Here is a 22,168-nt window from a genome sequence, read left to right as displayed (position 1 = left end):
GTTTTGGCTGATCGCGGGGACCCACGCTATTGTGGTGCCGATCCACCAAAGACCGTCGGTCACCGAGCAATCGGTTGAAGGTCCGGGAACATCCCGGCGGCCCACGCAGGAGGACGAGGCACCATCACCGGCGCACGCGCCGGTGATTTTCACGCCCCGGCCGCATCCTGCGCCGGGGCGTTCGTCGTTCCTCCGGTGGCCACCACACTTGTAGGAGGTATGCATGGCCCGGGCTGACAAGGCCACCGCCGTCGCAGACATCACAGAGCACTTCAAGGCATCGACGGCGACGGTCATCACCGAGTACCGCGGCTTGTCCGTGGCCAACCTGGCCGAGCTGCGCCGGTCGCTGGGGGAGTCGACCACCTACGCGGTGGCCAAGAACACCCTCATCAAGCGCGCTGCGTCGGAGGCCGGAATCGAGGGCCTCGACGAGCTGTTCGCCGGCCCGACGGCCATCGCGTTCGTCACCGGTGAGCCGGTGGACGCCGCCAAGGCTTTGAAGACCTTCGCCAAGGAGCACAAGGCGCTGGTCATCAAGGGCGGCTACATGGACGGCCACCCGCTGACCGTCGCCGAAGTCGAGCGCATCGCGGACCTGGAATCCCGCGAGGTGCTGCTGGCCAAGCTGGCCGGCGCGATGAAGGGCAACCTCGCCAAGGCTGCCGGGCTGTTCAACGCACCCGCGTCGCAGATGGCCCGCCTGCTGGCCGCCCTCCAGGAAAAGAAGGGCACCGAAGCCCCCGCGACCACCGCGGCTCCTGCCGCCGAGGCCGCCGAGGCAACCCCCGAAGCCGCCGAATAACCCATAAACCCAAAAACCCGAGAAACTCAGGAGGAAAAAACCATGGCAAAGATCTCCAGCGACGACCTGCTCGACGCGTTCAAGGAAATGACCCTGTTGGAGCTGTCGGACTTCGTCAAGAAGTTCGAGGAGACCTTCGAGGTCACCGCGGCCGCGCCGGTCGCCGTCGCGGCAGCCGGTGGTGGCGGTGGCGGTGCCCCCGCCGAGGCCGCCGAGGAGCAGTCGGAGTTCGACGTGATCCTCGAGGGCGCCGGTGAGAAGAAGATCGGCGTCATCAAGGTGGTGCGTGAGATCGTCTCCGGTCTGGGCCTCAAGGAGGCCAAGGACCTGGTCGACAGCGCCCCCAAGCCGCTGCTCGAGAAGGTCTCCAAGGAGGCCGCCGACGAGGCCAAGGCCAAGCTCGAGGCCGCCGGCGCCAGCGTCACCGTCAAGTAGTCATTGCACAAACGCAGTGCACAAACGCCCCCGGGAGCCCACCGGCCCCGGGGGCGTTTGCGTGCCCGGAGCCACTCAGCGGGCGGCGATCAGCGCCTGCCGGGACCGGTGCACCAGCTCGGGTGAATCACCTAGAGCCACAAGCAGATTCGTCGTCATACCGGCGAGCACCGGCAACAGTGCCGACCCGTCGTCACCGTAGAACCCGGCCAGCTCGAGCATGACGAAGCCGTGGATCAACGCCCAGAACTGGGCCGCGGTCGCCACCACGGCGGCGTCGTCGTCTGCGGCCGAGGCGGTGATGCGGCCGGCCAGCATCGACCGGTGCACGGCGCGCACCACATGCGTGAAGCTGGATTCTTGCTTTTCGATCTCGTCGAGGGTGAGCGTCAGAACATTGCCCGCCGGCGCCTTGATGCCGTGCGCACTGGTGCTGCCGAACATCAACCGGTACATGTGCGGCCGCTCGATCGCGTAACGCCGGTACGCGGCGCCGACGGCCATCAGGTCTGCCACCGGATCGTCGGTCTGCGCGACGGTCAGCGCGGTGCCGAACTGCCGCAAACCCTCTTCGGCGACCGCGGCGATGAGCTCACGCATGCCGCCGAAGTGGGTGTAGACGGCCATCGTCGACGTTCCCGCGGCGCCGGCCACCTTGCGGGTCTGCAGCGCGTCGGGCCCGTGGTCGTTGAGAAGCCCCACGGCTGCGTGCAGCAGGTCGTCGCGGACGCTGCGGGTGGTCGGGTCGGTAGTCATCTCGCCACACAATATTGCCATCGGACGATCAGCGGCGTACGGTTTCGATAACGCTGAAATAACAATGTTATAGGAGCTCAGACATGACGGTGACGCAGACGGCCGAAATCCGGAACCCCTACCTCGAGGACTTTCTGGCGCCCGTGAAGGCCGAAGTCACCGCCACCGATCTGCGGGTGACCGGGCGGATACCCGAGCATCTGGACGGGCGTTACCTGCGCAACGGGCCGAATCCCGCCGCGGAGGTCAATCCGGCCACCTATCACTGGTTCAGCGGCGACGGGATGGTCCACGGGGTGTCACTGCGGGACGGGCAGGCCCGCTGGTACCGCAACCGCTGGGTGCGCAGTGCATCGGTGGCCGCCAAGCTCGGTGAGCCGGCCCCGGCCCGGCTGGACCCGAGGGCGGGCCTGCTGGCTCTGGGTGCCAACACCAGCGTGCTGGAGCACGCCGGCCGCACGCTGGCGCTGGTGGAGGGCGGCGTCGCCAATTACGAGCTCACCGAGGAACTCGACACGATCGGGACGTGCGACTTCGACGGGACGCTGTACGGCGGCTACACCGCCCACCCGCACCGCGACCCGCACACCGGCGAATTGCACGCCGTCTCCTACTCGTTCGCCCGCGGGCGAACGGTGCAGTACTCGGTGATCGACACCCAGGGACGGGCCCGTCGCACCGTCGACATCCGCGTGAGCGGGTCGCCGATGATGCATGACTTCTCGCTTACCGACAAATATGTGGTCATTTACGACCTGCCGGTCACGTTCGACCCGGGGCAGGTGCTCCCGGTCAAGGTGCCCCGCTGGCTGAGCGTGCCGGCTCAGCTGGTGATGCAGTCGCTGGTAGGCCGCCTGCGGATACCGGGCCCGATCGCGGCGCGGCTGAACAGCAATCCCAAACCGACCGACCGGATGCCGTATGCGTGGAACACGTCGTATCCCGCGCGCATCGGGGTGATGCCGAGGGAGGGGTCCGACCGTGATGTGCGCTGGTTCGATATCGCGCCCTGCTACGTCTATCACCCGCTCAACGCCTACTCCGAAATCCGCAACGGCTCGGAATACCTGGTGCTCGACGTGGTCAGTTACGAGCGGATGTTCGACCACGACCGGCGCGGTCCCGGAGACACCCAACCGATGCTGGAGCGCTGGACCATCAACCTGGCCACCGGATCGGTGTCCACCGAACGTCGCGACGACCGGCCACAGGAGTTCCCCCGGATCAACGAGACCCTGACGGGCGCCCGGCACCGGTTCGGCTACGCCGTCGGGGTCGACGACGGCTATCTCGCCGAGCAGCAGGGCATGCCGATGGTGACCGCGCTGTACAAGCACGACTACGCGACCGGCTCGAGTGAGGTCGCGTCGCTGGACCCCGAACTTGTGATCGGTGAGATGTCATTTGTGCCCAACCCGTCTGACGGCACCGGCGGCCAAGCGGAAGACGACGGGGTCCTGATGGGGTACGGCTACCACCGCGGCAGGGACGAGGGTCAGTTGCTGCTGCTGGACGCCCAAACGCTGGAGTCGGTCGCCACCGTGCACCTGCCCCAGCGGGTCCCGATGGGGTTCCACGGCAACTGGGCGCCGGCGGGCTGACGCGGCTGATCCTGAGCTGCCGCAGATTGTTATCTTTGCAACCCTGCTACGGCGTACCGGGCGTGCGCTACAGTGACTCAAGCCACACGGGGCCTGGTGGCGAATTTGCGCGTTGACGGAAGGATTTCCCATGGGCGTCAGCATCGAGGTCAACGGACTCACGAAGTCCTTCGGATCCTCGAGGATCTGGGAAGACGTCACGCTCGAGATTCCCTCCGGGGAGGTCAGCGTTCTCCTGGGCCCGTCGGGTACCGGCAAGTCCGTCTTCCTGAAGTCACTGATCGGTCTGCTGCGCCCGGAGCGCGGCTCGATCATCATCGACGGCACCGACATCATCGAGTGCTCGGCGAAAGAGCTGTACGAGATCCGCACCCTGTTCGGCGTGCTGTTCCAGGACGGTGCGCTGTTCGGTTCGATGAACCTGTACGACAACACCGCCTTCCCCTTGCGTGAGCACACCAAGAAGAAGGAAAAGGAGATTCGCGACATCGTCATGGAGAAACTGACGATGGTGGGTCTCGGCGGCGACGAGAAGAAGTTCCCCGGTGAGATCTCCGGTGGTATGCGCAAGCGTGCCGGCCTGGCCCGGGCCCTGGTGCTGGACCCGCAGATCATCCTCTGCGACGAGCCGGACTCCGGTCTGGACCCGGTTCGTACCGCCTACCTGAGCCAGCTGATCATGGACATCAACGCCCAGATCGACGCGACCATCCTCATCGTGACGCACAACATCAACATCGCCCGGACCGTTCCGGACAACATGGGCATGCTCTTCCGTAAGCACCTGGTCATGTTCGGGCCCCGCGAGGTGCTGCTGACCAGCGACGAACCCGTGGTGCGGCAGTTCCTCAACGGCCGCCGGATCGGGCCGATCGGTATGTCCGAGGAGAAGGACGAGGCCACCATGGCCGAAGAGCAGGCCGCGCTCGACGCCGGTCAGCACGCCGGCGGTGTGGAGGAGATCGAGGGCGTGCCGCCGCAGATCGTCGCGTCGCCCGGGATGCCGGAGCGCAAGGCGGTCGCCCGTCGTCAGGCCCGGGTGCGGGCGATGCTGCACACGCTCCCCAAGGACGCGCAGGCGGCCATCCTCGACGACCTCGAGGGCACGCACAAGTACCAGTCGCACGAATTCTGATCCCGTAGCGAACGTCCTGAGCCCGGGGGACTGGCTCCCCTGACGAATTGCCCTCGGCGGGATTTTTGTCCTGCGGGCGGGGTTCGCGAAGACTGCAATACCCTGCTGCCTTGCGCTGTTCACCTGGTGGGCGGTCGTCGGGGAATTAACCACAACTTCCCACAACTTGCCGCGTGCACCCCTTGACGACGGGGCCTAAACGGGTCAATCTGTTGGGCAGCATGTGTCGTATCTGTCCTTGGGCAACTCGAGGTCGCCAGCCAGCGCCATCGGTCGTCATAAGATCCGGGGACGGCGTATGACCGCTAGTTGTTGTGGGTATTTGAGGAATGCGCGCGTCTGCGCTATTGTTGGACGTTGCGCTGGCTACTTCCTGCCCACCTCACAATCGCCTCTTGGCCGCTAAAGACACCGCAGTCTTAGCCTGAGCCCCAACCCGCGGCTCAGCTACGTGCGTGCGTGAGATCCGGACAGTTCGTCCGCCAGCCGAACCGACACAATTATCTGCGGCGAACAGGCTTTGGTGGGCACCGGGTCGCACCGGCTTTCACTTCTAGCTCTCGTTAGTCGCACGAGGTGCTGGAAGGATGCATCTTGGCTGATTTCCGCCAGAGCTCAAACAACTCCGTACCTGGGGCGCCGAACCGCGTTTCATTCGCCAAGCTCCGTGAACCGCTCGAGGTTCCGGGGCTGCTTGACGTTCAGACCGACTCATTCGAGTGGCTGATCGGCTCGCAGGCTTGGCGAGAGCGCGCGCTGGAGCGCGGCGAGGTCAGCCCCAAGGGCGGCCTCGAAGAGGTGCTCGACGAGCTCTCACCGATCGAGGACTTCTCCGGCTCGATGTCGCTGTCGTTCTCCGACCCTCGCTTCGACGAGGTCAAGGCGCCCGTCGACGAGTGCAAAGACAAGGACATGACGTACGCGGCTCCGCTGTTCGTCACGGCCGAGTTCATCAACAACAACACCGGCGAGATCAAGAGCCAGACGGTGTTCATGGGTGACTTCCCGATGATGACCGAGAAGGGCACCTTCATCATCAACGGCACCGAGCGTGTCGTCGTGAGCCAGCTGGTCCGTTCGCCCGGTGTGTACTTCGACGAGACGATCGACAAGTCCACCGAGAAGATGCTGCACAGCGTCAAGGTGATCCCCAGCCGTGGCGCCTGGCTGGAGTTCGACGTCGACAAGCGCGACACCGTCGGCGTGCGTATCGACCGCAAGCGCCGCCAGCCCGTCACCGTGCTGCTCAAGGCCCTCGGCTGGACCAACGAGCAGATCCACGAGCGGTTCGGCTTCTCCGAGATCATGATGGGCACGCTGGAGAAGGACAACACCGCCGGCACCGACGAGGCGCTGCTGGACATCTACCGCAAGCTGCGGCCGGGCGAACCCCCCACCAAGGAGTCCGCGCAGACCCTGCTGGAGAACCTGTTCTTCAAGGAGAAGCGTTACGACCTGGCCCGGGTGGGCCGCTACAAGGTCAACAAGAAGCTCGGCCTGCACGTCGGCGATCCGATCACCAGCTCCACGCTGACTGAGGAAGACGTCGTCGCCACCATCGAGTACCTGGTCCGCCTGCACGAGGGCCAGCACACGATGACTGTCCCTGGTGGCACCGAGGTGCCGGTGGAGACCGACGACATCGACCACTTCGGCAACCGCCGGTTGCGTACCGTCGGCGAGCTGATCCAGAACCAGATCCGGGTCGGCATGTCCCGCATGGAGCGCGTCGTCCGCGAGCGGATGACCACTCAGGACGTCGAGGCGATCACGCCGCAGACCCTGATCAACATCCGGCCGGTCGTCGCCGCGATCAAGGAGTTCTTCGGCACCAGCCAGCTGTCGCAGTTCATGGACCAGAACAACCCGCTGTCGGGTCTGACTCACAAGCGTCGTCTGTCGGCGCTGGGGCCTGGCGGTCTGTCACGTGAGCGCGCCGGCCTGGAAGTCCGTGACGTCCACCCGTCGCACTACGGCCGGATGTGCCCGATCGAGACCCCGGAAGGCCCGAACATCGGCCTGATCGGCTCGCTGTCGGTGTACGCGCGGGTCAACCCGTTCGGCTTCATCGAGACGCCTTATCGGAAGGTGGTCGACGGTGTGGTCTCCGATGAGATCCACTACCTGACCGCCGACGAGGAGGACCGCCACGTGGTGGCGCAGGCCAACTCGCCGATCGACGAGAGCGGCCGGTTTGCCGAGCCGCGCGTTCTGGTCCGCCGCAAGGCGGGCGAGGTCGAGTACGTCCCGTCGTCCGAGGTGGACTACATGGACGTCTCGCCGCGCCAGATGGTGTCGGTGGCCACCGCGATGATTCCGTTCCTCGAGCACGACGACGCCAACCGTGCCCTGATGGGTGCCAATATGCAGCGCCAGGCGGTTCCGCTGGTGCGCAGCGAGGCACCGCTGGTGGGCACCGGTATGGAGTTGCGTGCGGCGATCGACGCCGGTGACGTCGTCGTGGCAGAAGAGGCCGGCGTCATCGAGGAGGTGTCGGCGGACTACATCACCGTCATGCACGACGCCGGCACCCGGCGCACCTACCGGATGCGCAAGTTCGCCCGCTCCAACCACGGCACCTGCGCAAACCAGTCGCCGATCGTGGACGCCGGCGACCGGGTGGAGGCCGGTCAGGTGATCGCCGACGGCCCCTGCACCGAGAACGGTGAGATGGCCCTGGGCAAGAACCTGCTGGTGGCCGTCATGCCGTGGGAGGGTCACAACTACGAGGACGCCATCATCCTGTCCAACCGCCTCGTCGAAGAGGACGTGCTCACCTCGATCCACATCGAAGAGCACGAAATCGACGCCCGCGACACCAAGCTGGGCGCCGAGGAGATCACCCGGGACATCCCGAACGTCTCCGACGAGGTGCTGGCGGACCTGGACGAGCGCGGCATCGTGCGCATCGGTGCCGAGGTCCGTGACGGCGACATCCTGGTCGGCAAGGTCACCCCGAAGGGTGAAACCGAGCTGACCCCGGAGGAGCGGCTGCTGCGCGCCATCTTCGGTGAGAAGGCCCGCGAGGTCCGCGACACCTCACTGAAGGTGCCGCACGGTGAGTCCGGCAAGGTCATCGGCATCCGGGTGTTCTCCCGCGAGGACGACGACGAACTGCCCGCCGGCGTCAACGAGCTGGTCCGGGTCTACGTCGCTCAGAAGCGCAAGATCTCCGACGGTGACAAGCTGGCCGGACGGCACGGGAACAAGGGCGTCATCGGCAAGATCCTGCCGGTGGAGGACATGCCGTTCCTGCCGGACGGCACCCCGGTGGACATCATCCTGAACACCCACGGTGTGCCGCGACGGATGAACATCGGCCAGATCCTGGAGACCCACCTCGGGTGGGTGGCCAAGGCCGGCTGGAACATCGAGGGCACCCCGGACTGGGCGGCCAACCTGCCGGAGGACCTCCGGCATGCTCAGCCGAACCAGATCGTGTCGACCCCGGTGTTCGACGGCGCCAAGGAAGAGGAGCTGCAGGGCCTGCTGTCGTGCACGCTGCCCAACCGCGATGGCGACGTGATGGTCAACGGCGACGGCAAGGCCGTGCTGTTCGACGGACGCAGCGGTGAACCGTTCCCGTACCCGGTGACGGTTGGCTACATGTACATCATGAAGCTGCACCACCTTGTCGACGACAAGATTCACGCCCGCTCCACCGGCCCGTACTCGATGATCACCCAGCAGCCGCTGGGCGGTAAGGCGCAGTTCGGTGGCCAGCGGTTCGGTGAGATGGAGTGCTGGGCCATGCAGGCCTACGGCGCGGCATACACGCTGCAGGAGCTGTTGACCATCAAGTCCGACGACACGGTCGGCCGGGTCAAGGTCTACGAGGCCATCGTCAAGGGCGAGAACATCCCCGAGCCGGGCATCCCCGAGTCGTTCAAGGTGCTGCTCAAGGAGCTGCAGTCGCTGTGCCTCAACGTTGAGGTGCTGTCGTCCGACGGTGCGGCCATCGAGCTGCGCGAGGGCGAGGACGAAGACCTTGAGCGGGCGGCGGCCAACCTGGGAATCAACTTGTCGCGCAACGAATCCGCGTCTGTCGAGGATCTTGCCTGATCTTCTTGAATCAGATTTTCAGTCACTAATCCCGCAAGGGGAAAGGGAGTTACGTGTTAGACGTCAACTTCTTCGATGAACTCCGAATCGGCCTGGCGACTGCGGAGGACATCCGTCAGTGGTCCTACGGCGAGGTAAAGAAGCCGGAGACCATCAACTACCGCACGCTCAAGCCCGAGAAGGACGGCCTGTTCTGCGAGAAGATCTTCGGGCCGACTCGCGACTGGGAGTGCTACTGCGGCAAGTACAAGCGGGTGCGCTTCAAGGGCATCATCTGTGAGCGCTGCGGCGTCGAGGTGACCCGCGCCAAGGTGCGCCGTGAGCGGATGGGCCACATCGAGCTGGCCGCTCCGGTCACTCACATCTGGTACTTCAAGGGTGTGCCGTCGCGCCTGGGGTACCTGCTGGACCTGGCCCCCAAGGACCTGGAAAAGATCATCTACTTCGCCGCGTACGTGATCACCGCGGTCGACGACGAGATGCGGCACAACGAGCTGTCCACGCTCGAGGCCGAGATGATGGTGGAGCGCAAGGCGGTCGAGGACCAGCGTGACGCCGACCTGGAGGCCCGCGCCCAGAAGCTCGAGGCCGACCTGGCCGAGCTGGAGGCCGAGGGCGCCAAGGCCGACGCCAAGCGCAAGGTTCGCGACGGCGGCGAGCGCGAGATGCGTCAGCTGCGCGACCGGGCTCAGCGCGAGCTGGACCGGCTGGAGGACATCTGGAGCACCTTCACCAAGCTGGCTCCCAAGCAGCTGATCGTCGACGAGAACCTGTACCGCGAGCTGCAGGACCGCTACGGCGAGTACTTCACCGGGGCCATGGGCGCGGAGTCGATCCAGAAGCTGATCGAGACCTTCGACATCGACGCCGAGGCCGAGAACCTGCGTGAGGTTATCCGCAGTGGCAAGGGGCAGAAGAAGCTTCGTGCTCTCAAGCGCCTCAAGGTGGTCGCCGCATTCCAGCAGTCGGGCAACTCGCCGATGGGCATGGTGCTCGACGCCGTCCCGGTGATCCCGCCGGAACTGCGTCCGATGGTGCAGCTCGACGGTGGCCGGTTCGCCACCTCGGACCTCAACGACCTGTACCGCCGCGTGATCAACCGCAACAACCGGCTCAAGAGGCTGATCGACCTCGGCGCGCCCGAGATCATCGTCAATAACGAGAAGCGCATGCTTCAGGAGTCAGTGGACGCGCTGTTCGACAACGGCCGCCGTGGCCGTCCGGTCACCGGGCCGGGTAACCGTCCGCTGAAGTCGCTGTCCGACCTGCTCAAGGGCAAGCAGGGCCGGTTCCGCCAGAACCTGCTCGGCAAGCGTGTCGACTACTCCGGCCGTTCGGTCATCGTGGTCGGCCCGCAGCTCAAGCTGCACCAGTGCGGTCTGCCCAAGCTGATGGCGCTCGAGCTGTTCAAGCCGTTCGTGATGAAGCGGCTCGTCGACCTCAACCACGCGCAGAACATCAAGAGCGCCAAGCGGATGGTGGAGCGTCAGCGTCCGCAGGTGTGGGACGTGCTCGAAGAGGTCATCGCCGAGCACCCGGTGCTGCTGAACCGTGCACCTACCCTGCACCGGCTGGGCATTCAGGCTTTCGAGCCGATGCTGGTGGAAGGCAAGGCTATTCAGCTGCACCCGTTGGTGTGTGAGGCGTTCAACGCCGACTTCGACGGTGACCAGATGGCCGTGCACCTGCCGCTGAGCGCCGAGGCGCAGGCCGAAGCACGCATCCTGATGCTGTCGTCGAACAACATCCTGTCGCCGGCCTCCGGCCGGCCGCTGGCCATGCCGCGTCTGGACATGGTGACGGGGCTGTTCTTCCTGACCACCGAGGTTCCCGGCGATAAGGGCGAGTTCCAGGCCGCCGCGACGGACCAGTCGGAGAGCGGCGTCTACTCCTCGCCGGCGGAGGCCATCATGGCCGCCGACCGCGGGGTGCTCTCGGTGCGGGCCAAGATCAAGGTGCGGCTGACCCAGCTGCGTCCGCCCGCCGAGCGCGAGGCCGAGCTGTTCGGTGCCAACGGCTGGCAGCCGGGTGACGCCTGGGTGGCCGAGACGACGCTGGGCCGGGTGCTGTTCAACGAGCTGCTGCCGCTGGGCTATCCGTTCGTGAACAAGCAGATGCACAAGAAGGTGCAGGCCTCGATCATCAACGACCTGGCCGAGCGCTACCCGATGATCGTGGTCGCACAGACCGTGGACAAGCTCAAGGACGCCGGTTTCTACTGGGCGACCCGCAGCGGTGTCACGGTCTCGATGGCCGACGTGCTGGTGCCGCCGCGCAAGAAGGAGATTCTGGACGCCTACGAAGAGCGCGCGGAGAAGGTCGAAAAGCAGTTCCAGCGTGGTGCTCTGAACCACGACGAGCGCAACGAGGCCCTGGTCGAGATCTGGAAGGAAGCCACCGACGAGGTCGGCCAGGCGCTGCGGGAGCACTACCCGAGCGACAACCCGATCATCACGATCGTGGAGTCGGGCGCCACCGGTAACTTCACCCAGACCCGAACGCTGGCCGGCATGAAGGGTCTGGTGACCAACCCGAAGGGTGAGTTCATCCCGCGTCCGATCAAGTCGTCGTTCCGCGAGGGCCTGACCGTGCTGGAGTACTTCATCAACACCCACGGTGCTCGAAAGGGTCTGGCGGACACGGCGCTTCGTACCGCCGACTCCGGCTACCTGACCCGTCGTCTGGTGGACGTCAGCCAGGACGTGATCGTGCGCGAGCACGACTGCCAGACCGAGCGCGGCATCGTCGTCGAGCTGGCCGAGCGTCAGCCGGACGGCACCTTGATCCGTGACCCGTACATCGAAACCTCGGCGTACGCACGGACTTTGGGCGCCGACGCGGTGGACGAGGCCGGCAATGTCATCGTCGCGCGCGGCGAGGACCTCGGCGACCCGTCGATCGAGGCCCTGCTGGCCGCGGGTATCACGCAGATCAAGGTGCGTTCGGTGCTGACCTGCACCACCGGTACCGGCGTCTGCGCCACCTGCTACGGACGCTCGATGGCCACCGGCAAGCTGGTGGACATCGGCGAGGCGGTCGGCATCGTGGCCGCCCAGTCCATCGGTGAGCCCGGCACGCAGCTGACCATGCGTACCTTCCACCAGGGTGGTGTGGGTGAGGACATCACCGGCGGTCTGCCGCGTGTCCAGGAGCTGTTCGAGGCCCGGATCCCGCGTGGGAAGGCACCGATCGCCGATGTCACCGGCCGGGTGCGCCTCGAGGACGGCGAGCGCTTCTACAAGATCACCGTCGTTCCCGACGACGGCGGCGAGGAAGTGGTCTACGACAAGCTGTCCAAGCGTCAGCGTCTGCGGGTGTTCAAGCACGAGGACGGTTCCGAGCGGGTGCTCGCCGACGGCGACCACGTCGAGGTGGGCCAGCAGCTGATGGAAGGCTCGGCCGACCCGCACGAGGTGCTGCGCGTGCAGGGCCCGCGTGAGGTGCAGATCCACCTGGTCCGCGAGGTCCAGGAGGTCTACCGGGCCCAGGGTGTGTCGATCCACGACAAGCACATCGAGGTGATCGTCCGCCAGATGCTGCGCCGGGTCACCATCATCGACTCGGGCTCGACGGAGTTCCTGCCCGGCTCGCTGATCGACCGTGCGGAGTTCGAGGCGTCCAACCGCCGGGTGGTGGCCGAGGGCGGCGAGCCGGCTGCCGGCCGTCCGGTGCTGATGGGTATCACGAAGGCGTCGCTGGCCACCGACTCGTGGCTGAGCGCGGCGTCGTTCCAGGAGACCACGCGTGTGCTGACCGATGCGGCGATCAACTGCCGCAGCGACAAGCTGCAGGGTCTGAAGGAGAACGTGATCATCGGAAAGCTGATCCCGGCCGGTACCGGCATCAACCGTTACCGGAACATCCAGGTGCAGCCCACCGAGGAGGCCCGGGCCGCCGCGTACACGATCCCGTCGTACGAGGACCAGTACTACAGCCCGGACTTCGGCCAGGCGACCGGTGCTGCGGTTCCGCTGGACGACTACGGATACTCCGACTACCGGTAACTAGCGCGACCAGACGCAAAGGCCCCCATTTCCGATGGAAGTGGGGGCTTTTGCGTTCCCCCGCAAGCGGGTGGTGCCCCAGCTCGGGCCGAACTCAGCGCACGGTGAACTCGTGCGTGGTGGCCTGGAACGGTTCGAGCCTGCCGTGGGTGTCGCGGGCCATCCCGTGATGCACGATGCGGTAGTGCCCGGGCGCCGCATCCTCCGGGATGTTCCACCGGATGCGGACATGTGAGCCGCTGCGCCCTTCGCGTTGCCACTGGAAGGTGGTCGACCAGTCGCCGTCGTCGGCCACCCGCACCCACTCGTTGCCGGCGAGGTGGACCACTTCGAGGAAGGTGCGGTTGCGGTGGACGTCGTTGTTGGGAAACGCGCTGACGAACGCCGCCTCCGCGGAGTCGCCCGGACGGTAGGTCGCGTTCGGTTCGTCGAGGAGCGCACCGAAGGAGCCGGTGTCCGCGGGAGCGGCGCGCAGCCAGCTTCGGGGTTTGTGGGACTTCGGCCGTGCCGTGGGTGGCATCGGACGGCCGTCGCGCATGGCTTCGGCCAGTCCGGCGACAGTCTGCATGAACGCCGGCAACTCCCACCGGCCGAACAGGGTGCTGCCGCCCTCGTACCGCTGTTCCAGGTACTCCTCGGGGGTGGTCACGTAATGGATATAGGCGTTGCAGTACCCCACGCAGAGCACGTCATCGAGGTCGGCGCCGACGATCGACGCCACCGTCCGGCGCAGCCGTAAACCGGACACGATCGTGGGTTCGCCGGGGATGCCGATCAGATACAGTCGCCCGATCCGCAGCAGCTGGACGGGAACGACCTCCTGGATGAAGGGCTGCAGCCTGTTCAGCAGGTGGGCCGGTATCACCATGCCTTTGGGCTGCTGGGCCGCCCGCACCTTCCCGGCTAGCCGGTAGATGCCGCGGGAGACATTGTCCCAGAACGGGTTTCGCCCCTGGCCTTGCTGAAATCCCGGAAAGCCCTCGCCCTCGTCGGTCCCGGCGAACATCGCGGCGGCGATCGTCGGCCGCCCGGTGCGGCGCTGTTGACCGTCGGGGGTGTACTGCCCGCCCACCTCGACGTCGCTGAGGTTGAGGTAGGTGACTCTGCAGTCGACGCTCGTGCCGATCGGGGTCCCCGTGCCGAGCTGCCCGAACGCGTCCTCGAATTGGGACAGACCGATCCGGCGAGTGTTCTCGAGTTCCTCGTCTTCTCTGGACGGCCCGTAATCGATCGGCCCGTCCACGTGCGGACTAATGTCGCCCGGGTTGGTCTGCGCGAACGCGGCGATGAAGTCGGGCTGGCCGGCGAGGTAGTCCGCGCCGCAGCGGGTGCGCTCCCAGTGATAGGAGGCGAAGCCCTTGTTGTCTCCGGAGATGAGGAGGTTGCGGTTGGTCATGCTGGTGCCGTGCGTGGCGAAGAAATGGATTGTGCCGACGGTCTTTTCGCCGCGATCGATCTGCAGCAGCGTGGTGTGCGGGTCGATGCGGCCGGGGAAGAACTCTCGGTCGGAGGCCGGGTTGCGGTCGAAGGCGGCGGGGGAGCGGTTGACACTCGCCCCGTGCAATTCGCCGTGCGACAGTGCCACCTGTGCCGGGGCCAGATCGTCGTGGGCGTACCGCACCGATTCGACGATCCCGTCTACGATTGCCGCGAAGGTCGCCGGCCGGAACCCGCTGGTCGACAGGTTGTACAGCAGATGTCCGCAGTAGCCGCCGGGACCGGAGTGGGTGTGCGTCGTGGTGATCAGCGTGTTCTGCGCGTTATAGGTGTCGCCGTAGGACGTCGCCAACCGCCGCAGCACCTCGTCGGTGACGTTCTGCATCGGCAGCGGCAATTCGGCTATCACCAGCAGAACCCGGGCGCCGCCGGGTTCGGCGAAGACGAATGCACGTGACCGCAGCCGAAGATGGATTCCCGCGGTGCGCTGACCGGTCTTGCCGTAGCCGAGCATGCCGCATTCGGCGGCCTCGCCGGTGATATCTGAGATGCCCCTCCCCACCGAGAGCCCCACCGAAAGTCCCGCCACAAGCGTTGCCTCGTCCGTCACGCTCAACACCTTATGCTGCGACTCCCGCGCGCCGGCCTCACTAGACTGGTCGAGTGCTCATCGGTTCACATGTCCACCAAGATGACCCCCTGGCCGCCGCTCAGGCAGACGGCGCCGACGTGGTGCAGTTCTTCCTCGGCAATCCACAGAGCTGGAAGAAGCCGAAGCCGCGCGAGGACGCCGAGACGCTGAAATCGTCCAGCGTGCCGCTGTATGTGCACGCCCCGTACCTGATCAATGTCGCGTCGGCCAACAACCGGATCCGGATTCCGTCACGCAAGATCCTGCAGGACACGTGCGACGCCGCGGCGGCGATCAACGCCACAGCGGTGATCGTGCACGGCGGTCACGCCGACGACAACGACATGGAGGCCGGCTTCGAACGCTGGGCCAAGGCGCTGGACTATCTGGATACCGACATGCAGATCTATCTGGAGAACACCGCGGGCGGCGACCACGCGATGGCCCGCTACTTCGACACCATCGGCCGGCTGTGGGATCGCATCGGCGACAAGGGAATCGGTTTCTGCCTGGATACCTGCCACGCCTGGGCGGCCGGTGAGGCGCTCATCGACGCCGTCGACCGCATCAAGGCGCTGACCGGCCGCATCGACCTGGTGCACTGCAACGACTCCCGGGATGCCGCCGGCTCCGGGGCCGACCGGCACGCCAACTTCGGCACCGGCCAGATCGACCCCGAGTTGCTGGTGGCCGTCGTCAAGGCCGCGGACGCCCCGGTCATCTGCGAGACGGCCGAAGAGGGCCGCAAGGACGACATTGCGTTTTTGCGCGACAACATCGTCGCCTGAGGGCTTGCAGCCGGCTAGTTCGTGACGCGCCGGCCGGGCGGCTCGACGGCCTCCATCCACCCGAGATCCATTGGTCGGCTGCATAACTCGCGCGCCTCGTCGGCCGGGAGCCCGAACATCCGCAGCAGGTCCTCCGTGACCTGGTCGGCGGTCTGGGCGGCGTCGCGCTCCGGTTCTGCCTGCACCAGTTGCCCCAGACCCAGCAACGCCCCGGCGGCGATCGCCATGGCGAGTCTGGGGTCGGCCACCTGAAATCTTCCGGACTCGGTCGCCGCGGCGATGTCGCGCCTGGCACGCGGCGCCAGCCCCCGGTCCGCGGTGATCAGTTCCAGCCCGTGATTGAGAACCATACGGCTCTCCGGACGGCGGAACATGCGCCCGGTGATCCGGAAACTGACAGCGAATACTTCCGCGGGATCGTCGATCGACGCCGTCAGCGCATCGAGCAGTGCGCCATGCGCGTCGAGGGCGGCGTCGATGGCGGCGTCGAACAACTGCTCTTTGCTCTCGAAGTGGTTGTAGAACGAACCCACCCCGACATCGGCGGCCTGACAGATGTCCTGGATCGGCACCTGCAGAGTGCCGTCGGCGATGAAGCCCTGCGCGGCGGAGATGAGCGCCGCGCGGGTGCGCTGCTTGCGCCGTTCAATGCGATTGGGCGGCGTGCCAGCGGGCTCCAACGCGTTGTGCTCCAGTCCTGAGAGGGTTTCGGTCGAATCTTACCTCGAATCTGAATATTTATTCAGTTATCGCTTGACTGACAAATCCCTCGCAAGTGAAGATATCTTCAATAAAGGAGGCGCAACGATGATGTTCGACGACGCGCAACGACCTGTTTCCAGGCAAACCCCATCCGCGGCATCATGACGGCGATCGCGGATCTGGCGTATACCGAACCGCCGCAACGGGTTACGCACATCCAAGACGGACTGACCGCCGCGGTGCTCGCTGCCGAGCAACTCGTCACGGAGCTTGGCGAGATGCCACCTGCCCGGTCCAATGACGACGGCGAGACGGAACGGCTCGGCGAGGTGACTGTCGTACACAGGTTCGTCGACGCGCCGGGTGACAGCGAAACGGTGCGATGGCACGTCGTGGAAGCCGGTGCACCGTCCGCGCATACCGTGGTGTTCCTGCACGGTCTGCCCGACTCGTGGTGGCAATGGCACTACGCGCTGGAAGGTCTCAGCACGCGCTACCACTGTCTGGCCATCGACCTCAAAGGCTATGGGCAGTCGGACAAACGCAGCGGTGACTACCGGCAGGCCGGCGTCGCCGAGCAGCTCGGCGCGCTGCTCGACACCCTGCGCGTCGGCGAATTCACCCTCGTCACGCATGACCGGGGTACTCCGGTCGGCGACCATCTCGTCGCGGCGATGGGCGATCGAGTACGCGGATATGCCCGTGGGCAGCAACACTTCTGGCATCTGCATCCGAGTCTGCACCCGCAGCAGTCGATGATGCAGTCGCCCGATGCGCCGGCAATGCTCGGCGAGGCCCGCCGCTTCGCCGCAACCGCCTATGAGTGGCTCACCGAACGGCCGGTCGCCCGGGAGGACCTGCTGCGCACCTTCGCAGAATTCAGCCACCCCGGCATCGCGATCGCGGTGCCCCGTTACTTCCACTCGTCGTCGTTTCGCCAGGAATGGGTGGACCGGCGCACCCGGCTGATTCGGTCCTGGACCACTCCGGTGCTGCTGCTCCAGGGCGCCCACGACCCCCTGCAGCCGCGCGAATTCTACGAAGACCCAGCCATTTTGGCCATGCTGCCACCCGGCAGCGGCCTGCATCTGTTCGACACCGGGCACTTCTGGCCCTTCGAGGCCCCGCGCGAAACGGTGGAGGTGGTGGGCGCGTTCTGCGACCGGGTCGCCTAGCCGGGACGACACGGCGTTACAGGTCTTGTGCGGTTGTCGGAGAAATGTAACATTGGTGCCATGCCAGACACGCACGTCGTCACCAACCAGGTTCCGCCACTCGAGAATCATAACCCGGCTTCCTCTCCCGTCCTCATCGAGGCGCTGATCCGGGAGGGCGGCCAGTGGGGTCTGGACGAGGTCAACGAGCTGGGAGCCATCTCCGGTAGCCGCGAGGCACAGCGCTGGGGTGAGCTGGCCGACCGCAACCGACCCGTCCTGCACACCCACGACACGGTGGGGCACCGGGTCGATGAGGTGGAGTACGACCCCGCCTATCACGAACTGATGCGCACCGCGATCGCCCATGGACTGCATGCCGCCCCATGGGCGGACGAACGGCCCGGCGCTCACGTGGTGCGGGCCGCCAAGACGTCCGTCTGGACGGTGGAAGCGGGTCACATCTGCCCGATCTCGATGACGTACGCCGTGGTGCCCGCGCTGCGGTTCAACCCCGAACTGGCGGCGGTGTACGAGCCGTTGCTGACCAGCCGCGAGTACGACCCGGAGCTGAAGCTCGCCGCCACTAAGGCCGGCATCACCGCGGGCATGTCGATGACTGAGAAGCAGGGCGGTTCGGACGTGCGCGCCGGCACCACCCAGGCGTCGCCCAACGGGGACGGCACCTACAGTCTGCGGGGCCACAAGTGGTTCACCTCGGCGCCGATGTGCGACATCTTCCTGGTGCTGGCCCAGGCGCCGGGCGGCCTGTCCTGCTTCATGCTGCCGCGCATCCTGCCCGACGGGTCCCGCAACCGGATGTTCCTGCAGCGGCTCAAGGACAAGCTCGGCAACCATGCCAACGCGTCCAGTGAGGTCGAGTACGACGACGCCACAGCGTGGCTGGTCGGCGAGGAGGGGCGCGGCGTCCCGACGATCATCGAAATGGTCAACCTCACCCGGCTGGACTGTACGTTGGGCAGCGCCACCAGCATGCGCACCGGGCTGACCCGCGCCACCTACCACGCGCAACACCGAAAGGCGTTCGGCGCCTATCTGATTGACCAGCCCTTGATGCGCAACGTGCTGGCCGACCTGGCGGTGGAGGCCGAGGCTGCCACCATGGTGGCGATGCGCATGGCCGGCGCCACCGACAAGGCCGTCCGGGGTGACGAGCGGGAGGCGCTGTTACGCCGCATCGGACTGGCGGCCAGCAAGTACTGGGTCTGCAAGCGCTCCACCCCCCACGCCGCGGAAGCGCTGGAATGCCTGGGCGGCAATGGCTACGTCGAGGATTCCGGCATGCCGCGGCTCTACCGGGAGGCCCCGCTGATGGGCATCTGGGAGGGCTCGGGCAACGTCAGCGCACTGGACACGTTGCGCGCCATGGCAACTCGGCCCGAGTCGGTCGAGGTGCTGTTCGACGAACTGGCCCAGACGGCGGGCCAGGACGCCAGGCAGGACGCCCACGTCGAACGGTTGCGCGAGCAGTTGGCCGACCTGGAGACCATCCAGTACCGGGCCCGCAAGGTGGCCGAGGACATCTGCCTGGCGCTGCAGGGATCGCTGCTGGTGCGCCATGGCCACCCGGCCGTCGCCGAAGCCTTCCTGGCCACCCGACTGGGCGGCCAGTGGGGTGGCGCGTTCGGCACCATGCCGAGCGGCCTTGACCTGGCGCCGATCATCGAGCGCGCGCTGGTCAAGGGATGACCCACTCGATCAGGCCGGTCGACTTCGACAACCTGAAGACGATGACCTACGAGGTCACCGACCGGGTTGCGCGCATCACCTTCAACCGGCCGGAGAAGGGCAACGCGATCGTCGCCGACACTCCGCTGGAGCTCTCGGCGTTGGTCGAACGCGCCGACCTCGACCCGAACGTCCACGTCATCCTGGTCTCCGGTCGCGGCGAAGGCTTCTGTGCCGGTTTCGATCTGTCCGCTTACGCCGACCGGACCGGCTCGTCGGGCCAGGAAGGCGGGTATCACGGCACGGTCCTGGACGGGAAGACGCAGGCGGTCAACCACCTGCCGAACCAGCCGTGGGACCCGATGATCGACTACCAGATGATGAGCCGGTTCGTGCGCGGGTTCGCCAGTCTGATGCACGCCGACAAGCCGACGGTGGTGAAGATCCACGGCTACTGTGTGGCCGGCGGCACCGACATCGCGCTGCACGCCGATCAGGTGATCGCCGCCGCCGACGCGAAGATCGGCTATCCGCCGACCCGGGTCTGGGGTGTTCCGGCTGCGGGCCTGTGGGCGCACCGCCTGGGTGACCAGCGGGCCAAACGGCTGCTGTTCACCGGTGACTGCATCACCGGCGCGCAGGCCGCCGAATGGGGACTGGCGGTCGAGGCGCCCGATCCGGCAGAGCTCGACGAACGCACCGAACGCCTGGTGGCCAGGATCGCCGCCCTGCCGGTCAATCAGCTGATCATGATCAAGCTCGCGCTCAATGCCCCGCTCCTGCAGCAGGGCGTCGCCACCAGCCGGATGGTCAGCACCGTCTTCGACGGGGTGGCGCGGCACACGCCGGAAGGGCACGCGTTCGTCGCGGATGCGGTCGAGCACGGCTTCCGTGACGCGGTCAAACACCGCGACGAACCCTTCGGTGATTACGGCCGGAAAGCGTCCCAGGTGTAGCGCCGTGCGCAAGATGACCGCCCGGTCCGTGGTGCTCAGCGTGCTGCTGGGTGCCCACCCCGCGTGGGCCACCGCCAGCGACTTGATAAGGCTGACAACAGATTTCGGTATCAAAGAGGCGACGATACGGGTGGCGCTGACCCGGATGGTCAGCGCCGGTGACTTGATTCGGTCAGCCGACGGGTATCGGCTCTCCGACCGCCTGCTGGCCCGGCAGCGGCGGCAGGACGAGGCGATGCGCCCGCGTACCCGCGCTTGGCGCGGGCACTGGCACGTGGTCGTCGTCACCAGTGTCGGCACCGACCCGCGAACCCGGGCGGCTTTGCGAAACACCATGCACGACAAGCGGTTCAGCGAGTTGCGGGAAGGTGTCTGGATGCGTCCGGACAACCTCGGCCTGGACTTGACGCCCGATGTCGCCGCCCGGGTGCGGGTGCTGCGGGCGCGCGACGACGCGCCGGCCGCGCTGGCCCGGCAATTGTGGGACCTGACGCAGTGGGCCGACGTGGGCCGCGGGTTGCTGGCGGAGATGGACCGTGCGACCGACGTGCCCGGGCGGTTCGTTGTGGCCGCCGCCATCGTGCGTCACCTCAATACCGACCCCATCCTGCCCGACGAACTGCTGCCCGCGGACTGGCCCGGTGCCCAATTGCGGGCGGCCTACCACGACTTCGCCACCGAACTGGCGGAACTGCGTGACACGACCCAACTCCAGGAGGCGACATGAGCGATGTGGTGCGGGTGGAGCGCGACGGCCCGGTGACCACGGTCTGCATCAACCGGCCCGAGGCGCGCAACGCCGTCAACGGCCCGACGGCGGCCGCGCTGTACGCCGCGTTCGAACGGTTCGATCGCGACGACAGCGCTTCGGTGGCGGTCTTGTGCGGCGAGGGCGGAACGTTCTGCGCCGGAGCCGATTTGAAAGCCTTCGGCACACCGCAGGCCAACTCGGTGCACCGCACCGGCCCGGGCCCCATGGGACCGTCGCGCATGATGCTGTCCAAACCGGTGATCGCCGCCGTCGACGGCTACGCGGTGGCCGGCGGCCTGGAGCTCGCCCTGTGGTGCGACCTGCGGGTCGCCGAGGAGGACGCCGTGTTCGGGGTGTTCTGCCGGCGCTGGGGCGTTCCGCTGATCGACGGCGGAACGGTGCGGTTGCCGCGCCTGATCGGGCACAGCCGCGCGATGGACATGATCCTGACCGGCCGCGGCGTCAAGGCCGACGAGGCGCTGGCGATCGGTCTGGCCAACCGGGTGGTGCCCAAAGGCCAAGCGCGCCAGGCCGCCCAGGAGTTGGCGGCCGAACTCGCCGCGCTGCCGCAGCAGTGTCTGCGGTCGGACCGGCTGTCGGCGCTGCACCAGTGGGGCCTGCCCGAGTCTGCGGCGATGGACCTGGAGTTCGCGAGCATCTCCCGGGTCTCCGCCGAGGCGCTGGAGGGCGCCGGGCGCTTCGCCGGCGGAGCCGGCCGGCACGGCGCCCCGGCGAGTTAACCCTTGGTGACGGTGTTGTTCGGGCCGATCTTGTTGATCTCCGGGTCGCCGTCTTTGTAGGTGACGGTGTTGTCCATCCCCAGCACCGTGATGCGCTTGTTGACCTTGTCGAGGGTGATTTTGTTCTTGGTGCCGCCGACGCTCACCGTCTCGCAGTTGCCGTTGACGGTCAGCGTGTTGTCAGAGCCGGTCACGTTCAGTGACTTGCCCTCTTCGCAGGAGATGGTGGCGGTCTGCCCCACGTAGGCGTAGACAACGGTGTCGCCCACCTGCACCGAGGTGCTGATGGTGGGGCCGCCACCGGTGGTCGACGTCGTCTCCGCGCTCCCGCTGCTGGTGGTCGTCGACGACTTCGTCGAGGACGAACTGCTGCTCGCGGGCGGCCCGGCGGTCGAACTGCAGCCGGCCAACCCGACGGCCGCGGCGATCGCCGCCGCCGACAGGGCAAGTCCGGCCACCCGGAATGTCTTGGCAGTTCCCTTGGCGCGCATGGTTACTCGATTCCTCCCGTGAAAAAGAACT

16 protein-coding genes are annotated in these 22,168 nt (G+C 66.6%); 12 read left to right on the top strand and 4 right to left on the bottom strand.

Translation table 11 applies throughout. The annotated features are described in order from the left end of the window. The first annotated feature begins 223 nt into the window (after nucleotides 1–223). Together rplJ and rplL are read left to right on the top strand one after the other, a co-directional pair. Nucleotides 224–805: a 50S ribosomal protein L10 gene (rplJ, locus tag QXH22_RS08695; RefSeq protein ID WP_306242275.1), complete on the top strand. Its 582-nt coding sequence runs from the start codon at nucleotides 224–226 to the stop codon at nucleotides 803–805. A gap of 42 nt (nucleotides 806–847) precedes the next feature. Further along, entirely contained in the window at nucleotides 848–1,240 is a 393-nt protein-coding gene (rplL, locus tag QXH22_RS08690) for a 50S ribosomal protein L7/L12 (protein ID WP_306242274.1), read from the top strand. Between the two features lie 75 nt (nucleotides 1,241–1,315). Here the strand turns inward: rplL and QXH22_RS08685 are convergent, their stop codons facing one another. After that, nucleotides 1,316–1,996 (bottom strand): TetR/AcrR family transcriptional regulator, encoded by a 681-nt coding sequence (locus QXH22_RS08685; protein ID WP_306242273.1) that lies wholly within the window; start codon nucleotides 1,994–1,996, stop codon nucleotides 1,316–1,318. 83 nt (nucleotides 1,997–2,079) lie between these two features. On the opposite strand from QXH22_RS08685, the gene QXH22_RS08680 reads away from it, so the two are divergent. The 4 genes from QXH22_RS08680 to QXH22_RS08665 all read left to right on the top strand — a co-directional run bounded on the left by QXH22_RS08680 (nucleotide 2,080) and on the right by QXH22_RS08665 (nucleotide 12,798). Then, nucleotides 2,080–3,597 carry a carotenoid oxygenase family protein gene (locus QXH22_RS08680; protein ID WP_306275373.1) on the top strand — a complete coding sequence of 506 codons (1,518 nt, stop codon included), beginning with the start codon at nucleotides 2,080–2,082 and terminating at the stop codon, nucleotides 3,595–3,597. 130 nt (nucleotides 3,598–3,727) lie between these two features. After that, nucleotides 3,728–4,732: an ABC transporter ATP-binding protein gene (locus QXH22_RS08675; RefSeq protein WP_306242271.1), complete on the top strand. Its 1,005-nt coding sequence runs from the start codon at nucleotides 3,728–3,730 to the stop codon at nucleotides 4,730–4,732. A 576-nt stretch (nucleotides 4,733–5,308) separates the two neighbouring features. Then, a complete protein-coding gene (locus QXH22_RS08670; RefSeq protein ID WP_371934173.1) occupies nucleotides 5,309–8,794 on the top strand; it encodes a DNA-directed RNA polymerase subunit beta in 3,486 nt (1,161 codons plus the stop codon). Nucleotides 8,795–8,847: 53 nt separating this feature from the next. Then, nucleotides 8,848–12,798 (top strand): DNA-directed RNA polymerase subunit beta', encoded by a 3,951-nt coding sequence (locus QXH22_RS08665; protein ID WP_306242269.1) that lies wholly within the window; start codon nucleotides 8,848–8,850, stop codon nucleotides 12,796–12,798. Nucleotides 12,799–12,892: 94 nt separating this feature from the next. On the opposite strand, the gene QXH22_RS08660 is transcribed toward QXH22_RS08665, so the two are convergent. Next, nucleotides 12,893–14,845, bottom strand: a complete 1,953-nt coding sequence (locus QXH22_RS08660) for a neutral ceramidase (RefSeq protein ID WP_306275372.1) — start codon at nucleotides 14,843–14,845, stop codon at nucleotides 12,893–12,895. A 53-nt stretch (nucleotides 14,846–14,898) separates the two neighbouring features. On the opposite strand from QXH22_RS08660, the gene QXH22_RS08655 reads away from it, so the two are divergent. Next, the gene (locus QXH22_RS08655) at nucleotides 14,899–15,654 is read left to right on the top strand and encodes a deoxyribonuclease IV (protein WP_306275371.1); all 756 of its coding nucleotides are present in this window, start codon (nucleotides 14,899–14,901) and stop codon (nucleotides 15,652–15,654) included. 14 nt (nucleotides 15,655–15,668) lie between these two features. On the opposite strand, the gene QXH22_RS08650 is transcribed toward QXH22_RS08655, so the two are convergent. Continuing rightward, the gene (locus QXH22_RS08650) at nucleotides 15,669–16,334 is read right to left on the bottom strand and encodes a TetR/AcrR family transcriptional regulator (RefSeq protein ID WP_306275369.1); all 666 of its coding nucleotides are present in this window, start codon (nucleotides 16,332–16,334) and stop codon (nucleotides 15,669–15,671) included. A gap of 261 nt (nucleotides 16,335–16,595) precedes the next feature. On the opposite strand from QXH22_RS08650, the gene QXH22_RS08645 reads away from it, so the two are divergent. From QXH22_RS08645 to QXH22_RS08625, 5 genes are read left to right on the top strand one after another with little or no spacing between them, the layout of a single operon-like run. Further along, nucleotides 16,596–17,531: an alpha/beta fold hydrolase gene (locus QXH22_RS08645; protein WP_306275368.1), complete on the top strand. Its 936-nt coding sequence runs from the start codon at nucleotides 16,596–16,598 to the stop codon at nucleotides 17,529–17,531. Between the two features lie 60 nt (nucleotides 17,532–17,591). Further along, nucleotides 17,592–19,220 (top strand): acyl-CoA dehydrogenase family protein, encoded by a 1,629-nt coding sequence (locus QXH22_RS08640; protein ID WP_306275367.1) that lies wholly within the window; start codon nucleotides 17,592–17,594, stop codon nucleotides 19,218–19,220. Then, nucleotides 19,217–20,155: a crotonase/enoyl-CoA hydratase family protein gene (locus QXH22_RS08635; RefSeq protein WP_306242263.1), complete on the top strand. Its 939-nt coding sequence runs from the start codon at nucleotides 19,217–19,219 to the stop codon at nucleotides 20,153–20,155. The genes QXH22_RS08640 and QXH22_RS08635 overlap by 4 nt, the downstream gene beginning before the upstream one ends. A 4-nt stretch (nucleotides 20,156–20,159) precedes the next feature. Beyond that, on the top strand, nucleotides 20,160–20,882 hold the full coding sequence (locus QXH22_RS08630) for a PaaX family transcriptional regulator C-terminal domain-containing protein (RefSeq protein ID WP_306275366.1): 723 nt from the start codon (nucleotides 20,160–20,162) through the stop codon (nucleotides 20,880–20,882). Beyond that, on the top strand, nucleotides 20,879–21,646 hold the full coding sequence (locus tag QXH22_RS08625) for a crotonase/enoyl-CoA hydratase family protein (RefSeq protein WP_306275364.1): 768 nt from the start codon (nucleotides 20,879–20,881) through the stop codon (nucleotides 21,644–21,646). Before QXH22_RS08630 ends, QXH22_RS08625 begins: the two co-directional genes overlap by 4 nt. On the opposite strand, the gene QXH22_RS08620 is transcribed toward QXH22_RS08625, so the two are convergent. Further along, complete coding sequence (locus QXH22_RS08620; RefSeq protein WP_306242260.1) at nucleotides 21,643–22,137, bottom strand: DUF3060 domain-containing protein; 495 nt, start codon at nucleotides 22,135–22,137, stop codon at nucleotides 21,643–21,645. The two genes, QXH22_RS08625 and QXH22_RS08620, sit on opposite strands and share 4 nt — an antisense overlap. Between the last annotated feature and the right edge of the window lie 31 nt (nucleotides 22,138–22,168).

The sequence above is a fragment of the Mycobacterium sp. TY814 genome, assembly GCF_030755175.1.
Taxonomy (GTDB): domain Bacteria; phylum Actinomycetota; class Actinomycetes; order Mycobacteriales; family Mycobacteriaceae; genus Mycobacterium.
This window is presented reverse-complemented; position numbering and strand designations above follow the sequence as displayed.